This window comes from Rhizobium changzhiense (genome assembly GCF_013087625.1).
In the GTDB taxonomy this organism is placed as follows: domain Bacteria; phylum Pseudomonadota; class Alphaproteobacteria; order Rhizobiales; family Rhizobiaceae; genus Rhizobium; species Rhizobium sophorae.
On the sequence record NZ_JABFCQ010000003.1, the window covers coordinates 465,896 to 482,482 of the forward strand.

Here is a 16,587-nt window from a genome sequence, read left to right on the forward strand (position 1 = left end):
TCCGTCAGCGAGACTTCTTGTAGAGCTTCTCTGCGATCTCGAACATTTCCTCCGGCGCATAGTCCGGCGTGAATGCCGAGGGGACGCCGACGAGCTGTTGGATCTTACCGCCGTCCGGCATGCCGTCGACGACTTCGAGCTCACCCGGAGGATCCCCTGGAAGGGCGACCTCGTCGTTGCTCCATATGCCTGCGATTTCCTTGTAGTCGTTCGGGCTCCAGGTGTAGAGCCGGCGATGCGAACCTTCATCGAGGTATTGCTGGCATTCCGGAATGTTTACGAGCGGAATGTTCGGGCAAGGCAGGAACCTTTCGATCTCGACGCCCGTGATCTTTTTCAGCGCAAGGGCGTAGGCATGGGCATGGACGGAGCCGCGAACCAACAGATAGCCGCACACCGCACGTCCGGTTGGATCGGTCACCGTCTCGTAGACGCGCAACTTGTGGAGCCGGGCGCCACATTCGAGGTGAAAGTTGTGCAGCAGGTCTAGCACGACGTTGCCCGTCGTTGTGATGAAGTCGTTGTTCCAGGATACGCCATTGCTGTTAACCGGCATGGCGCCGCCGCCGCCCGACAGGAAGCTGGCGGCCAGCCGGATATCCTTCATGTCTTCGAACGGTGCAACGGAAATGTCGCCGCCGTCTCTTGCATCGCCGTCTGGGAGGTCGGGCCCGTTGTTCAGCATCGCGACGCCGTTGCTAACGAGCTCAACGTGTCCAAGTTCCTCCGCCGTGATGCTTGCGACCAGGCTGTAAAAGGGCCGCAGTTTGGACTTCGAGCGAAAATTGAAGCTCTGAAACATATAGTTTCCAAGCGTGGACATCTCGCCGTATTTTCCGCCCAGCAGTTCCTGCAATGCTGCGGCGGCGTTAGGATCTGCGGCCATCGGTGGCGGCAGTTCCGCCTGCAATTGGTCGACACGCATAAACATCGGAAGTCTCCTTTTTGATGGTAACAGCCGCCAACCTCGGCGTACTGAAGTTGTTCCCCAAAAAAATTGGCAATCCCAAAGTTTAGAATGCGTGGCCAACACCTCGTCTGCGGGCGCGCCGTGAGTCGAGGAGAGATGATTGTCTTGTCCAGCTCGACGCTTGCAATGGCGGGTCCGACTTCAACAGCCGATCCAAGCCAGAGGGGCCGGTCGCGGTTAAGATCTGGGGTGACCCGTCAGTGTGCAGTCGAGCGGATGGCGAACTGGACGCGCTGGTTTCAGAGGCTCGTTCAACGATCCAAGATGCGCTCTTTCTCGTCCATTGCCATCTCTCCGATGGCGGCAGGCTTATCGAAACAGCGGCGCCCGGCTGCGAATTCTTGCGGCCAGCGTGGTCTGACGATCGACTAAAATGCCTGTCCGTTCGATAGCGTACAGCAACGAATAGAATGGCATGAGCTTTCCTTACATCTCAGGAAAGAAAAAATGACAACTTTATATGCACAACGCGCTGCGGCGGAAACTCGAAAAACGTCTGCCGACCACGCTGCCACGGAAGCCGAGATGGTCGAACTTACACCCAGGTTGCGCGCTTTCGCCCGAAGGTTCCTGCGCAGCGATGACGACATTGACGATCTGGTGCAGGAAACCTTGCTGAAGGCGCTGAATTCGCTTCACCTCTATCAACCAGGCACCTCCCTGAAATCCTGGCTGTTCACCATCCTCAGAAACACGTTCTGCACAAATTATCGCAGGCGGATACGGGAGCCGGTTGGAATGGAGGCTGCTATCGAACAGCTTTCGATCGCGCCGGCCCAGGAATGGGCGCTCCGGGAGCGCGAAGTGCAACAGGCGTTGACGCTTCTTTCCGATGACATGCGCCGAGCCCTGACGCTGGTGGCGGCCGGAACGAGTTACGAAGACGCGGCCAGAATTTGCGGTTGCCAGCTGGGCACGTTGAAAAGCCGTGTCAGCCGCGCCCGTCAGTCGTTGGCCCTATTGTTAGGAAACGGCTTCATCGACTGATCGTATCCTGCCAGGCTCTATAGGGCCCAAGGACGTCATAGCCATGACGTGCGAAAGTCACACCTTTCCGCGGGCAAACCCATCCCATTTATCGAGATCTTCGATGGATCGCCGCGGTCGCTCACTGGCTCTGACCTTCGACCTTGCGCCAGGTTACAGTAGGAGGTTCCGGTTGTCGCGGATCTACAGCCTCGATTTCCTCAGAGGTCCGATCAGCCGCTCATATTCTTCCTCGGCCTTGCCGTAGGCATCGGCGGCAAACTCCTCCAGGCCAGCGCGATCTCTGATAATCAACAGGCCGCGGACCGAGCGGATGAAAAGTTTGCCCTCAAGCACATGCAAGGCGGTGGTGACGCTCGGCCGCCTTACTGCCAGCATCACGGAGATGAACTCGTGCGTGAGGGCGAGCTTGTCACCGTCGATCCTGTCGTGGCACATCAAAATCCAGCGCGCCAGCCGCTCATCGACCTCGTGGACCGCGTTGGAAAGTGCGGTGAACCCTGCTTGGATCGCCAGCACATGCGCACTCTTGTGGAGCAGGCTGGCGAAAACAGGCTGGGTTTTCATCAGATCCAGCAATTTCCCTTGCGGAAGCCGGTAGGCGAAACCCGGTACCTGAACGACGACCTGGGTGATGCTGATGCCCGCACCGATCGCCGCCGCCGTCGGTGCAAATCCGTCGCGTCCGAACAATCCGCCTTCGACACGATTGCCTTCAGGCGAAATGTTGACGATCGAACCCACTCCAGAGCAGGGAAAATACGCATGGTCGATCGGCGCACAAGCCTGGACGATAACGAAGCCACGAGGAGTCTCGCAGGGTTCAAGATGGCAAGCGACAGCCGCATACTCGTTCTCCGGCAAGAGGGCCAGAAGATGGTTCTCGCTAGGCTGTATGGTTGTTTGTGCCATCCTGCACTCCGACCCGGGCGGCGCGCCACAGCCCGGCTCGCCATCGCAACTCGCAAATCCGCGTTTGGTTCCCGCGTCCGGCCTGGTTAGCAAAAGATGTCGTTGCAGCACTCACCGGGATTTGCCGATGACGGCTAAAGCCCATTTTCCCCTTACCGCGATGATGAGAAATCTGGTGCAGCGACCGGTTTTTCGCCTCCTTCCAATTTGCTGCGAAACAGCGTAGCGGTCCGTGGATCTCAGGCGTCTGCGCCATCCTTGGGCAACTTCTGACGCGTCGAGATGATTGGCAGCGCGGGCTCAGCGTGCGCTCACCTTCAGGCCGTTGCGACATCTGTTCTGGCGTATGCAGCCATTCGCCTACGCATGCGGGGCAGTTGGTCAGCTGGCAGCACCGGCCGCCGGATGTGTTTCGGACCGAAACCTTCCTGGCAATCCCTTTGTCGTTTGGTCGCTTTCAGGTTTCGTCGAGAGAGCTCTTACCGATGGCAAAAATCCCAGCCCCGGCCTGGTGAGAGCCTATCCCGGTACAATCTTTGTTCTCCCAACTCTTCGAAAGCGGACAGTTCAGTGAAAATAGGGCAGGGTCGGACCGAACAATGTTGCGACAATGGCGGTCATATCGGAAGAACGTCCGCTGAGGACAAAGCCCCCAGGCAGCGCTGCCGACCGCCGGTCACGGGCAAAGATGAAAGGGACTTGCCGTGTCTCCAGCCATTCGTTCACCCAGAGCATCGCCTCGTCGGGGATGGTAATGTCGATGATTACGGCGTCGAACAACTGCTCCCCCGTCAAGCACTCCATCGCGCTGGAGACAACGACTGGCCCGATCACCGCTGCACTAAGCGCAGCAAGCGCATCTCTCGCGTCGTCGGGAAGGAAGTCAGCCTCACCGATAATTAGGATCTTTTTGCCGGCGACCTGGCGGAGCAAATTCATGACAGACGCCTAGATTCCCGGTTTGATGGTGATCATGCTCTTCTAGCCATTCGATCAGGTTTGCCCACGGCTAGCCAGTGCGTACCATGTCCAAGTACCGCGCGCGAGTGTGTTTCCTGCCGAAGCGGAGCGCGCAAGGTTGGTTTCCTTGTCAACCGGATGCCATCTTTTCCCGAGGGTACGCTTCCGCACCAGGCATTGAAATTGGAAATCCGAGTTTTAGGATCAGGCGGCTTAGGGGAGGAATGTGGATGATCCAGCATTCGGGAATCACGAAACCCGCGCTCCGGCCTGATGATCTGGCTATGTTGACGGCTGTCCTGGAGGGATGGTGCCGTGAAAAGTCATGCGAAATCGTCCGTCCGGCAGCCAGCTATGGGGCCACCTGCCGCGGGCCACGGCGATATCGTTTTCCTGAGATGTCCATGTCTACGATCCCAGTCGTCAACGAACCGGTCGAAGACCTTGCCTCCCGACTTGAGGCGATGACTGACGATGAGTTGTTCGTGATTATGAGCGCTTTGGAAAAAGCCAGCGACACTGCCGAGGAGGACACATTAGAGGAGATTCTTCCCCGGATTGCTTTGACCGAAAGTGAGATCGAGCGGCGCTATCCCGGCGACCTGCTCGCACCTTATCGTGACTGGAAGCAAAGACAACTACTGCTGTGACCGCTTTGGCCACGGAGCGATAGCAAAGCGAAGGCGTAAGCCGAGATGGAGGCTTCAATGAGCAGGTCTCAGACAACGACGGACCACCAGGCGATCCGGAAATGGGCAGAGGCAAGGGACGGCAGGCCGGCGGTTATTCGGACTGGCGGCAAAGGCGGCGTGCTGCGCATCGATTTCGGAGAAAAGGAAGAGGAATTCGAGGAGATCGGCTGGGACGAATTCTTCAAGATTTTCGACAAGAGCAAGCTTGCCTTTCTTTTCCAGGACGAGACCAAGAGGGAAAGAAGAGCCGCTTCAACAAATTCGTCGAGCGCAGTTAGACCGCTCGACGCGAGGGTGGCGATCCGATCGCCGCGTGGCCCCTGGAAGGCGACCTCTATTTGGTGCCCGAACCCGGCTCGGCCATCTTTGAATGCTGGTGGGCGAGCACACTTGCCGGAGTGACATTGGCAACGGCTGCCTGCAATTTGTTCTTCCAGCCGCTGACGACGTCGCCTTTGCCGTCCATCAACGCGTCATAGCCGATCCGCGCGACGTCGGCGGCATCGTCCTTCTTCGCCTGGCCGATCGCGGTGTCCATGAGATCGGCCCGCTTGAAGAACTCGGTCTCCGTCGCCCCCGGCATGAGGCAGCTGACGGTCACACCTGATTCCTTCAACTCCTCACGTAACGCAAAGGAGAAGCTGTTGATGAAAGCCTTAGTGCCGTTATACACGGCCTGGTAGGAGCCTGGAATGAAACCTGCGATCGAGCCTGTGAGCAGAATGCGGCCTTCGCCGCGGCTGCGCATCTGGTTACCGATCTCATGGATCAGATAGATCGTCCCTGTGACATTGGTATCGATGACCTTGCGCGCCTCGCCGAAACTCTGGTCGAGGAAGCCCTTGGCGAGGCCGCGGCCGGCATTGGCCATGAGCAGATCGACCGAGCGGCCGCTGGCGGTTATGCGCTCGACGAGCCGATCCACGCCTTCGAGCGTTGATAGGTCGGCTTCGACAGCGTCCACTGTCGTGCCGAACTCCTTGAGATTCGTGGCTACCAGGTTGATGCGCTCCTCGTCCGCGGCAATGATGAGGTCATAGCCGTCCTGCGCTGCACATTTCGCCAGTTCGAGGCCGATGCCGGTGGATGCGCCGGTGACGACGGCGAGGCCTTTACCTGTTTGATGGGTGGCCATGATGCTTCTCCTTTAAGGTTTCAGAACGACCTTGATGCATCCGTCCTGCTTGTCGCGGAACGTCTTGTAGAGAGCCGGGCCATCTTCCAGCGTACCGCGATGGGTGATGACGAAGGACGGGTCGATTTCCCCGTTCTGGATACGCTCCATCAATATCGGCAGATAGTGCTGGACCGGTGTCTGGGCCATCTTGAAGGTCAGGCCGCGATTGATCGCCGAACCCATGGGGACTTTGTCGAGGAAACCGCCATAGACGCCGACGATCGAGACCGTGCCGAAGTTGCGGCAGCAGTGGATGGCCTGGCGCAGCACGTGTGGTCGGTCGGTTCCCATGAACAGCGCAACCTTGATCCGGTCGAGGCGCGAATCCCAGCTGGCAGCTGCTTCGGCTTCGGTTCCCACGGCGTCGATGCAGGCATCGGCCCCACGACCATCCGTCAATTCCATGATCTGATCGTAGATATCCTTGTCCATGAAATCGAGCGCAATGGCTCCGGCCGCTTGCGCAAGTGCCATCCGCTCAGGCACCGCGTCGATGGCGATGACTCGCTCCGCCCCAAGCAAGAAGGCCGAACGTATCGCCATTTGCCCGACCGGTCCGCAGCCCCAGATCGCTATCGTGTCGCGGGGCTGGATATTGCAGAAGTCGGCCGCCATGTAGCCGGTCGGGAAAATATCCGAAAGGAAAAGCACCTGCTCGTCGGAAAGCCCGTCCGGCACCTTGATCGGCCCGACATCGGCATAGGGCACGCGCAGATATTCGGCCTGTCCGCCGGCATAGCCGCCGAGAAGATGCGAATACCCGAAAAGTCCCGCCGGTGAATTGCCCCAGAGTTTCGTGACCTTCGAGCGATCGGGGTTGGAGCGCTCGCAGCCGGAATAGAAGCCACGCTTGCAGAAAAAACATTCGCCGCAGGAAATGGTGAAGGGGACGACGACTCGATCACCTACCTTGAGCTTGGTGTTGTCCTTGCCGACCTCCATCACTTCGCCCATGGTCTCATGGCCCATGATGTCGCCACTGTGCATCTCCGGCATGACGCCATCGTAGAGATGCAGATCCGATCCACAGATCGCGCAGGCGGTTACCTTGATGATGGCGTCACGCCCGTCCTCGATCCTCGGATCGGGGACGCTATCACAGCGGATATCATGCTTGCCGTGCCACGTCAGAGCTCTCACTAATCTTCCTCCTCACGGTTCGTCGATGGCGCTTCAACATCGGCTTTGAAGAAATGTTCCCGTCTATGCCGGTCTTTCCCACCGCCCGAGCGAGCGGCATTGTCGTGCGGACGGTAACGTCGCCGACGATTGGGCGCTCGACGTGATGGATACGGGTATTCGTATGCCCACTGCAGGCGCATCCCGTTGCCCACGCTGAGTATATGGCAGCTGATTTCAACCAGTGGCGAGCGCGGCCACCGCCGAGTATTCGCGCGATGGCGCCGATCGTCAGGACGGTGAATTCAAGCATCCTCAACACAATTCAGGCGCGGGAAGACTCCGCGCCTGTTCACCTGCTCAACAAGGACGAGAGCCCCATAAGGCAGAACTCGTCTACTTCGTATTTTTGTGGCTCTGCTCGCCAGCTTTTACGTGCTGCTCGTGGCTACCGCCCTGCTTGCCGGAGGAGCTCGAAGCCTTTTCCGACGCGCTCTTGCTGCTGCCGCCCGACTTCGAGCCTCCCTTTGACTGTGATCCACTGGTAGATGGCATGTTACACTCCTCGGTAAGAGATCGGCTTGATCTCGGGCAGTCAACTTCCATCCCGTAAAAGTGTTCCCGGTGCGTCCCCCATCGAAGGCGGCGCTTTTCTGACCGTCTCCTTGCTCGCCTAGCGAAAGCGCACGGCCGCGAGAGACCGGAAATCCGAGTTCCAAAAAGAGATAGGTTCCAGGGGACGGAGGCTCGAATCCCCCGAAGCGGAAAAGCTTCAACCCTCCCGCAACGTGCGAGGAGGGTTGAACTCAAGGCTGGATAGATGGCTGTCGGCCGATACCGATCGCGCTCTTGCGCGATCTGCTCAGGGGCATTTGGATCGAGCGTGTGGTCGAACCGGGTCCATCCCTGCTCGTTATAGGCACGCCGACGTTCGACCGGGTCGACCCAGCAGAACCCTGGAGGATAGCCTGCGCCTCGGAGGCGCGCGCATCGTCGACCTTGGCTGTTACCAAGCTGCCACCGCGGCGAACACCTTCCGCATAGAGGTGAACATCATCTTCCGAGACGCCGGAGTCGGTGAGGGCACCGATCAGCCCACTAGCGACGGCGCCGCAGCTTGCGGCACCACGGGTCCGACACCAAGGATGGCCTCAGTGCAAGACGGAGGTCTTCGCCTCGCGGTCAACAAGTCGTTCCACCGTGCCGATGAGGCGCGCTGCGCGCCTCAAGACTTCGATCCCGTCATCGCTCAAAGCAATATCGTCGCTCATTCGCTCCATGAAACGCGCGACTTCGATAAGTTTGGCTGCGAGGTCCGAATGGCGGACCTGTTCAGCACTTCGCGCAAGCCGTCGAAGACACTCGGAGTATCTCGACGCAAGAACGAGCCTGTCCCTCACAATGTCGGCTTCGGAAGGGGAGGGCGATTGCAGAGTCTTCTGCTGCATAATCCTGTCCTCCCTATCCGACCATAGTGCGGATTGCGCTGCGCGGCCTCTCCGGCCTGCTCATGACGAAATCCCAGCGAGTCCCATCCAGTGTCTTCAGGGCGGAGCGGGCAGGCCTTAAAACTTTTTCTGACTTCCCTTGAAACGTGAAAATAGGAAGACCAAATCGATGTTCGCCGGCAGCCCAACGGGAGCCGGAAAGCCGGGGACGCTGTTTCCGACGCGTCTCCTTTCCAACTCGCTTTACGGAGGATTTGGTTATGAGAAATGAGTTCGACTTCGCACCGCTCTATCGGTCCAGCGTCGGCTTCGACCGTGTCTTCAATCTTCTCAACAATCCGCAGCGTCTGCAGGCCATCGACACCTGGCCGCCCTACGACATCGTCAAATCAGGCGAGGAAGACTACCGCATCCAGATGGCGGTGGCGGGTTTCGCCGAGAGCGACCTCGAGATTACCCAGGAACGCAATGTGCTGATTGTCAAGGGACAGAAAAACGAGAACAAGGAGGGCGAGTATTTGCATCGCGGCATCGCTGGCCGTTCCTTCGAACGCCGGTTCGAACTTGCCGACCACGTACGGGTTGAAAACGCCTCGCTGACGAACGGTCTTCTCACAGTTGATCTGAAGCGCGCGATCTCGGAAGCGATGAAGCCGCGCAAGATCGCCATCGGCAATTCGACAAGCGGCCAGTCGCCGCTGCAAATCGAGGGCGATAAGCAGGTGGCATAGGTTACTGCATGGGAAGGCCGGCGCCGTCGAGCGGCGCCGGCTCTTGGACGCAATAAAACGATCAACATTCGGAAACGCCAGCATTCGACGGGCGCGATCTTGCCGCGTGCCAGCCGGTCTTCGACACTCTGCTACGCGAAGCCGGGGTGACAAGAGATTCGGAAGAGCCGCCCGGATCGCTGCCATCGTCGTCGAACTTTATCGGCAAGGCGTCCGCGACCCTGACCATCTTCGTTCGATGGTGGAAGGGGCCCGAGGGCTCTTCAGGCGAGCGGAGATAAGCGGCTTCGCAGCGTAGTCTGCGCTGGTTGTCCCCGATACCCATACGCAGCGCGCGGTCGGCGGCGCCGCGCTTTGGGCGGGGGGCGGGTTCTCGACTGGCTCCAGTCATTCCTCAGCGTCGGAATAGGTTTTGTATTGCAGCTTCTCGAGCGACGCATCCAGCTTCAGGATGAGCCCTGTCGGTGCGTAGTCGACAACGATTTCTCCGAACGAACTGAGGCTGGAGTTGATTAGCCGGCACCCGAACCCCTTCTTTCTTGGAGCTTCCACCGCGGGGCCTCCCGCCTCCCGCCAACTGAAGCTCAGGCGCTTGTCGCCCGACTCCTCGCGCACGGACCATTCGATTTTGATAGTCCCGGTATCTTGCGACAGTGCGCCATACTTGTTGGCGTTGGTGACGAGTTCGTGCAGCACGAGCGAGAACGCGAGCGCCGCTTGAGGACCCAGCTCAACCGCGGGACCACTTGCTTTGAAACGTCCGGACGTCTCAAGTCCGAGATTAATCGCTGTCGCCTCGATAATCGTCGCCATGGTCGTCCCCAGCCAATTCTGCTGCAGCAAAATGTCATGTGCTTTCGAATAGGCATTGATGCGGGCCGAAATCGCCTGTTCTGCGTCCTCCATGGAACTGGCGTTTCGGAAGGATTGAGTGGTGATGGCCTGTACGACGGCGAGCGTATTCTTGATGCGGTGAGAGAGTTCATGCATCAGAACACGCTGTCGCTCCTCGTTCTCTCTCTGGTCGGTCTGGTCTCTGAGTATCTTTACGAAGCCCTCGACTTCGCCCTCGTCCGAGGTCAATGCCATCATCTGGCCCGAGGCCCAGAACAACGAGCCATCCTTGCGAACATGCCAGCGCTCATCGTTGCCGTGACCTTCGGCCAACGCGGCGGCCATCTCCCCCTCAAGAATTCCCGCCTGCAGGTCTTCCTGCGTGAAGATTACTGCTGCGGGCTTGCCGACAATCTCAGCTTCATCCCATCCGAGGATCCGTCGCGCACCTTCATTCCACGTGGTCACCAGGCCACTCAGATCCATCGAGATGATCGCATACTCGATCGCGCTCTGGAGGATGGCTTCGAGAAAACGCTCTCGGGAGCGGCTGGAATTGGAAAAGAGTTTCATGATCATGTGATTGCGCCTGATCCTTTCAGGGCCTGGTGGCGGAAAGGGCCTCGTCCTATTTCTATACCGGGCGCCATTCGTTGGCAAAGGTCGCAGCCGTGACACGTTGCCCGGCACATCCCGATGGAGGCGCGGCTTATCTGATACGCACGGCCATTCCGGAAACAAAGGAACGCGAGCCGCGTTAGCGGGCGACGTCACACGAAGTGTGGATGCATGACAATCCGATTAACGAAAAAGCTCCATGGGGACTTACCCTCCGTCCTGGGGCGGACGGTCGACCTGGAGAAGGATGGCTACAAGCTCATTCCGCAAGCGCTGCCAGTCGAGTTGTTCGTGTGTTAAGTTTCAGCGGGATTTGAGCCAGTTTTCCATTTGGCGTGCCCACGAAATCTGATGTAGTGAACTGTCCACAAGGAACTTTTTTCGGTCTGAGTGGATCACGGCGAATTGGAAAACCGGCTCAAATTGATCCGAAAATCAACAGACGAACTCAAGTTCCGTTACGCGCTAAGGGCTAGTCGGTTGCGCGGAACCACTGTCGATGACCGGAGCGCCCTGAGCGACGATAAATCGCTTTTACGACATCCGGGGTCAAATCGTTCACGGCTCCGAGCCAAAGTTGAAGCCGGGCTAAACAGTCGCTGCGATTTGCGATTAAATTGAGGGTTTGATCGAAGAGCTTGTTTTGCACTACCGGGAAATCCGAGCCTTTCCAAACTGGGAGAAGATTGAGTTGGAGTAGGGTGAAGGTTTCAAGCTTGGCTGCATACCCTTCGACGCCAGCGAATAAGAAGGCCAAAGATCGCCCGCAAGTATCCGGATATCCGCATCCATATCTCAAGCGGCAATACCGGTGACATCATCCGCGCCCTGGAAAACGGCCAGATCAATCTCGGCTTCATCAGACCGGTTGAACATCGGCTCCTTGCGCTTCTCCTCGATCGCCCGTGAGCGCTATCTGCTGGCGGTGGCGAGGACAAACCCACTGGCGGAGCAGGCGGAGATTGCCATCGACGACCTGCGCTCTGAGAAGATCATCGCCTTCAATCGCAGAACCTCTCCTACACAGAGGTACTTCAACGAGAAGTTCGAGGAGTACGATCTGACCCGCAATATCGCCTATAGTTGCGACGATACCTATTCGCTGGTGTCGCTGGTCTCGGCCGGCCTTGGCATCGGCTTTGCGCCGGAATGGACCGAGGGCCTGCCGAACCGGGCTTTCGAACTGAAGGCGGTGAGGGGCATCGACTTCCGGATCGGGCTTGGTGTCGCCTGGAACAAGGAGGATCCAACCGCCTCTCGCGACGACATCGTCGATATCGCCCGGTCATTGGGACGGCCGGGCAGGTGAGGCGAGGGGGCCACGGGTGCGCCCCAAGCGGAACGGCTTGCCGGGGCAGTCGGTCCCGGGGTTCCGCTCGTTGCGAGCGGCGCTCCGCTAAGCCCTCTGCGGCTACCCTTTTAACCGGTCAAGCCGTGCGCGAACTGGCGCCGGCGCGGACGCGCCTTCGCCTGGTATGCGATGGCAGGCGGAGCTGGGAGGAGACACGAATTACGGTGGTTTTTTCGCGATGAAAAGAGTGCAAGCCTGATGGGCGGAGCCTCGCCGATGGCCCCGACGAGCGTAGATCAACCCTGCGATCATAAAACCGATAATGGTGTCACCACGAACAAACGCGATATCATCCAATGAACCAACAACGGCCTAGAGCGACGCTACGCACGCTCGCGTACATCTCGGTGTTTCCGTCACTACGGTCAGCCGGGCATTGCAGAGCAGCCATGATGGGCTGGGGCGGTCGATCCGCGTATAACAAGCTCGCCGGACAGGCGCTTGACGATAGGTGGCTTGCCGGGCGCACAGGAGCCCTCTTCGACCATCTGGACAACGACCCGGACCATTTCATCGACCGGCTGGCGGAAGGTGGTGAGGTCATAGTGAGGCCAGCCGGCAATGGCGATATCGTCAAAGCCTGCAATGGCAATATCTTCGGGAACACGACGCCCGGCCTGTTCTTTCAGCGCGTCGATGCCGCCGATGGCAAGAATGTCGTTCGCGAAGAAGATCGCATCGGTCTTCGGCGCGTTCTCGACCACCTTCATCGCCGCTCGGCGACCAGCATCATAACTATATTCGCTGCCTTCGATCTGTGTCGAAAGAACCATGCCGAGTTCGGCAACGCGGGTGATGAAGGCGTTCCGGCGCTCGCTGTTGGTGCTGGTATGGCTGAGACCGGCGACATAGGCGACGTGACCGCGTCCGAGCGCATGGAAATGGTCGGCAACAGCCCGTGCGCCCTGGGCATTGTCGCAGGCCACGCAGCTCAGATCGACATCTTCGATGATCCTGTTGATCAGGATCGCCGCCCGGCCTTCCGTCGCCCAGAGGAGTGTCTGGGCGGAGAGGATCGTCGCCGAGATGACAATGACAGCGTCTACGTTGTAGCGGCGCAACGCCGAAAGCTGATCCTCGAGATTGGAGCCTCTGGCGATGTTGAAGAGTAGGCTCTGTTGCCCGATCTCCTGCAGTGCGCGTGAAAGCTTTTCGATGAGCGCCGGATAAAAGGGGTTCTGCATATCGGAGACGACGATGCCGATGATATTCGTCCTGCTCTTTGAAAGCATGCTCGCGATGGCATTCGGGTGGTAATCCATTTCGGCCGCGTGCTGCAGAATTTTTTCCCGCAGATCCGCGGCGATGCTGGCGCCTGGCGTGAAGGCGCGCGAAACGGCGGACTGACTGACGCCGATCATGCGAGCAAGCTCGCGCGCCGTGATAGGCTTGCGTTTCATACCGTCATCCGGCGATCCAGCCTTGCGCAGTGTCATCTCTCCTGACCGCTTTCCTTCCGAGACCGTAAGTTGTCCGTTCTGGTATTTCAACGGACCACGTCTCACCCATGATGTTGCATGCGCATTCATTTTTTTCAATGATTCAATCGAATGGTGAGGATGTGTATAAAGCGGGGAAATGACGTACAAAAAGTGCAGGAAAGTCTGTGAGATAGCGTGAATTTGAAGCCACCTTCCGCGCAGCCGTCAGTTTGAGGTCAGAGATTCGCTCCACAAAGAGATATTTAAATTTCCTGTTGCATACGGATGCAAAATGCGTAATCTCCTCTCGAACGGCCCCGAGGAACGTATCTGTCCGCGGCTGTTGGGAGGATATCGCGAGGATAGATGTTGCGCGGAGGCGTGGCTCCGATCCCTTTCGCATGTCCTTCGCAAGACGCGGCGTTAAAGCCGCCGGTAGTTGGCGCTCAGCCCGCTGCTGCATGTAAGAAGACAAGGAGTGAATGTGTCCAAGCCGACCGTCATAAAATCCGTGGAAGCTTTTCAAGTCAGCTGGGAAGCAAACGATGCGCCGGGACGGCGCACGGCGTTCATTCGTGTGGTGACCGAAGACGGCATCGTCGGCCACGGCGAGGCTTCACCAATGATGGGCGGCGAGCACTCCCTGGGTGTGATCAGAGATTTCGCCCCTTCGCTAATCGGCTCCGATGCGCTCGATCATTCAATCCTCTACGACCGGCTTCTGCACAAATACGTCAAGCTCGGTCCGGAAGGTGCTGTAACCGGCGCACTCGCCGCGCTCGACATTGCCCTTTGGGACATCAAGGGTAAGTATTTCAACCTGCCGATCTACAAGCTGCTTGGCGGCGCGTGGCGAACCGAAATTCCTTTTTACGCCTCGATCGGAAACAATTTTGGCCGAACCGTCGAGGAGACCGTGCGGGTTGTCGAGGCGCGGCTAAAGGCCGAGACGCCGGCAGCCATCAAAATCCGCTGGGATGGGGATCGCACCTGTCAAGACTATGATATCCCCGGCGATATCGCCAAAGCACGGGCCGTGCGCGAGCTCGTCGGCGACGATTTCCCGCTCGCGTTCGACGCCAACAACCAATATTCGGTTGGCGGCGCGATCCGTGTCGGACGAGCGCTGGAAGACTTGGGCTATATCTGGTTCGAAGAGCCGGTACAGCATTACAATGTCCGGGCCATGGGTGAGGTGGCGCAACGACTGGATATCACCGTTTCGGCCGCCGAACAGTCCTACACAACCCAGGCTGTTGTCGACATGATCAATGCCGGCGTGCGCATGGTGCAGCCTGATATCATCAAGATGGGCGGCATCACCGGCCTCATGCAATGCGCCGCGATCTGCTCCGCGCACGGTGTCGAGCTGGTGCCGCACCAGACGCAGCCGACCATCGGCCATGCCGCCAACCTGCATGTGCTTGCGACCATCATGCATATGACGAAGCCGGCTGAATTTGCCGATCCGTCAACGCGTATGCATGTCGCCTTCGCCAATCCGCCGAAACCGTCAAACGGCAAGTTCACGGTGCCGTCCGGCCCCGGTCTCGGCCTTTCCGTCATCGATGCTGAACTTGACAGACGGCGCGTGTAACGCCGACCCCCGGGAGGAAAAGGAAATGAACCTGAAGAGACGCCAGTTTCTTGAAGTTGCGGTGGCTTCCACCGCGCTAACGATGACGGGCATTAAGGGCGCGCGCGCGGCCAGCGATTCCAGTGTAATCCGCATCGGCATCGCCGCCGGCGGACCGCGCACCAGCGACCCGAACCTGACGACCCAGGGCGGCGACAACTGGGCGACGGAGCAGATTTACGAGCAGCTCGTTCGTCCCGCTGACGGCACTTTCGCGACGGCTCCCGACCAGTACCTGCCGACGCTCGCCACCGAATGGAAGATGTCTCCGGACGCCAAGAGCTGGACTTTCAAGCTGCGCGAAGGCGTGCAGTTTCACAAGGGTTACGGCGAGATGACCGCCGATGATGTGGTCTTCTCGTACAAGCGGGCGATCGCCGGCGGCACCAACATGGCGATCCTCAGCAATATCGCCGACGTCGTCGCTGACGGCCCCTATAGTGTGACGGTCTCGCTGAAGACGGCCGATGTGAACTTGCTCGGCACGACCATCTTCTCCAACAACACCTCGATCGTTTCCAAGAAGGCCGTCGATGCGATTGGCGCTGAAAAATTCCAGACCGATGCCGTCGGCACCGGACCCTACGAGCTGACACGTTTCGATCCCCAATGGGGGACCGCGATGAAGCGCCACGAAGCCTATTGGGGAGACAAGGCAAAGACGCCAAATGTCGAATGCGTCTATATGGCGGACACGACGTCGCGCACGCTTGCGCTTCTGTCCGGTGACGTCGACATGATCGAGGCTGTACGCGCGCCGGGGTGGGTGGATTCCATGTTGCAGCGTGATCCGACCCTGATCATCGACATGACATCGCCGGGCTCCTTCAACACGCTGCATGTCAACCTGAACCGCAAGCCTTTCGATAATCTGAAGGTGCGCCAGGCGCTGATGTATGCGATCGACCGGCATGCGATCGCCGATGCGCTGAAGCCGATGGGCGGTTTTACAGCCGGACTGCAGCCCGATTTCTTCCCGGCCGGGTTCAAGACCGAAGACCTGCCACCGGAACTGCAATACAAGCCGGATCCGGAGAAGGCGAAGGCGCTTTTGGCGGAGGCGGGATTCCCGGATGGTTTCGACTTCGACAGCAATTGCAGCCAGCGCGAGGATTATTCCTCGATCATGCTGATCGTGCAGGAGCAACTGCGCGCCGTGGGCATGCGGATGAACCTGAAGATCGGCGACCATACGGCCTATCACGCAGACAACAAGATGGACAAGAATACGCTTGCCCTGCATTCGTCGAGCTATCCCCCGATCCCGACGCAGCTCTATTTCCAGCAGCTTTCGGTGAAGTCCGAAGTGAAATCTGATAGTTCCGGTGGCCTGAACTACAGCCATTACGGTGTAGCGATACCCGGCATTGACGACATCCTGGACAAGGCGCTGCAGTCGACCGACTTCAACACCTATGTGGACAATTGCAAGAAGATCGAGCTTCAGGTCCTGCGCGACCTGCCGCTGATCGGCTTGGCGAGCCTGTCCTTCACGGTGGCGCGCAACGCTCGTCTCGACCTCGGCTACAAGGTGCAGAGCGGCTATGCACGCTGGCGGTTCCATCGTGCCGCGAAGACGGCGTAAAGGCGATGAAATCGTTGTGGCAGCACGGAAAACGGCTGGCGGTTGGCCTTATCCGCCCTTTGAGTTTGCGGGCTGCCGCATCAATTTTTGCACAAGTGAAGTTCCAGTTTCACACGAATAACTGCCTTGCCAAAACTTGACCAAGG

At 58.7% G+C, this 16,587-nt stretch carries 12 protein-coding genes and 4 pseudogenes; 8 read left to right on the forward strand and 8 right to left on the reverse strand.

All coding sequences use genetic code 11. From position 1 onward, the window contains the following. Window positions 1-4 precede the first annotated feature (4 nt). Window positions 5-931 carry a manganese catalase family protein gene (locus G9X68_RS17290; protein ID WP_171603909.1) on the reverse strand — a complete coding sequence of 309 codons (927 nt, stop codon included), beginning with the start codon at window positions 929-931 and terminating at the stop codon, window positions 5-7. 486 nt (window positions 932-1,417) lie between these two features. Between G9X68_RS17290 and G9X68_RS17295 the strand changes: the two genes are divergently transcribed. Continuing rightward, window positions 1,418-1,957 carry a sigma-70 family RNA polymerase sigma factor gene (locus tag G9X68_RS17295; protein ID WP_171603433.1) on the forward strand — a complete coding sequence of 180 codons (540 nt, stop codon included), beginning with the start codon at window positions 1,418-1,420 and terminating at the stop codon, window positions 1,955-1,957. A gap of 183 nt (window positions 1,958-2,140) precedes the next feature. On the opposite strand, the gene G9X68_RS17300 is transcribed toward G9X68_RS17295, so the two are convergent. Together G9X68_RS17300 and G9X68_RS17305 are read right to left on the reverse strand one after the other, a co-directional pair. Continuing rightward, window positions 2,141-2,869, reverse strand: coding sequence for a Crp/Fnr family transcriptional regulator (locus G9X68_RS17300; RefSeq protein ID WP_171603434.1), 729 nt, complete (start codon window positions 2,867-2,869; stop codon window positions 2,141-2,143). A gap of 567 nt (window positions 2,870-3,436) precedes the next feature. Continuing rightward, window positions 3,437-3,808 carry a hypothetical protein gene (locus G9X68_RS17305; protein WP_171603435.1) on the reverse strand — a complete coding sequence of 124 codons (372 nt, stop codon included), beginning with the start codon at window positions 3,806-3,808 and terminating at the stop codon, window positions 3,437-3,439. Window positions 3,809-4,233: 425 nt separating this feature from the next. Between G9X68_RS17305 and G9X68_RS17310 the strand changes: the two genes are divergently transcribed. Further along, on the forward strand, window positions 4,234-4,479 hold the full coding sequence (locus G9X68_RS17310; protein ID WP_171603910.1) for a hypothetical protein: 246 nt from the start codon (window positions 4,234-4,236) through the stop codon (window positions 4,477-4,479). Between the two features lie 57 nt (window positions 4,480-4,536). Then, a pseudogene (locus G9X68_RS31935) lies at window positions 4,537-4,799 on the forward strand (hypothetical protein). A gap of 56 nt (window positions 4,800-4,855) precedes the next feature. Here G9X68_RS31935 and G9X68_RS17315 read toward each other — a convergent pair. The 3 genes and pseudogenes from G9X68_RS17315 to G9X68_RS31940 form a co-directional block, all read right to left on the reverse strand. Then, window positions 4,856-5,656, reverse strand: a complete 801-nt coding sequence (locus G9X68_RS17315) for an SDR family NAD(P)-dependent oxidoreductase (RefSeq protein ID WP_171603436.1) — start codon at window positions 5,654-5,656, stop codon at window positions 4,856-4,858. A gap of 12 nt (window positions 5,657-5,668) precedes the next feature. Next, window positions 5,669-6,838 carry a zinc-dependent alcohol dehydrogenase gene (locus tag G9X68_RS17320; RefSeq protein ID WP_171603437.1) on the reverse strand — a complete coding sequence of 390 codons (1,170 nt, stop codon included), beginning with the start codon at window positions 6,836-6,838 and terminating at the stop codon, window positions 5,669-5,671. 804 nt (window positions 6,839-7,642) lie between these two features. Continuing rightward, window positions 7,643-7,923: pseudogene (locus G9X68_RS31940) on the reverse strand (hypothetical protein); the annotation flags it as partial. Between the two features lie 602 nt (window positions 7,924-8,525). Between G9X68_RS31940 and G9X68_RS17325 the strand changes: the two are divergent. Beyond that, window positions 8,526-8,996 carry an Hsp20 family protein gene (locus G9X68_RS17325; RefSeq protein ID WP_171603438.1) on the forward strand — a complete coding sequence of 157 codons (471 nt, stop codon included), beginning with the start codon at window positions 8,526-8,528 and terminating at the stop codon, window positions 8,994-8,996. 68 nt (window positions 8,997-9,064) lie between these two features. Continuing rightward, a pseudogene (locus G9X68_RS31945) lies at window positions 9,065-9,294 on the forward strand (hypothetical protein); the annotation flags it as partial. A gap of 89 nt (window positions 9,295-9,383) precedes the next feature. Here G9X68_RS31945 and G9X68_RS17330 read toward each other — a convergent pair. Beyond that, window positions 9,384-10,409 carry a sensor histidine kinase gene (locus tag G9X68_RS17330; RefSeq protein ID WP_171603439.1) on the reverse strand — a complete coding sequence of 342 codons (1,026 nt, stop codon included), beginning with the start codon at window positions 10,407-10,409 and terminating at the stop codon, window positions 9,384-9,386. 795 nt (window positions 10,410-11,204) lie between these two features. Between G9X68_RS17330 and G9X68_RS17335 the strand changes: the two are divergent. Next, window positions 11,205-11,757, forward strand: a pseudogene (locus tag G9X68_RS17335) (LysR family substrate-binding domain-containing protein); the annotation flags it as partial. Window positions 11,758-12,164: 407 nt separating this feature from the next. Here the strand turns inward: G9X68_RS17335 and G9X68_RS17340 are convergent. Next, complete coding sequence (locus tag G9X68_RS17340) at window positions 12,165-13,199, reverse strand: LacI family DNA-binding transcriptional regulator (RefSeq protein ID WP_171603440.1); 1,035 nt, start codon at window positions 13,197-13,199, stop codon at window positions 12,165-12,167. A 505-nt stretch (window positions 13,200-13,704) separates the two neighbouring features. On the opposite strand from G9X68_RS17340, the gene G9X68_RS17345 reads away from it, so the two are divergent. Both G9X68_RS17345 and G9X68_RS17350 read left to right on the forward strand, forming a co-directional pair. After that, the gene (locus tag G9X68_RS17345) at window positions 13,705-14,817 is read left to right on the forward strand and encodes a mandelate racemase/muconate lactonizing enzyme family protein (RefSeq protein WP_171603441.1); all 1,113 of its coding nucleotides are present in this window, start codon (window positions 13,705-13,707) and stop codon (window positions 14,815-14,817) included. Between the two features lie 25 nt (window positions 14,818-14,842). Then, the gene (locus G9X68_RS17350; protein ID WP_171603442.1) at window positions 14,843-16,441 is read left to right on the forward strand and encodes an ABC transporter substrate-binding protein; all 1,599 of its coding nucleotides are present in this window, start codon (window positions 14,843-14,845) and stop codon (window positions 16,439-16,441) included. The last annotated feature ends 146 nt before the right edge of the window (window positions 16,442-16,587 follow it).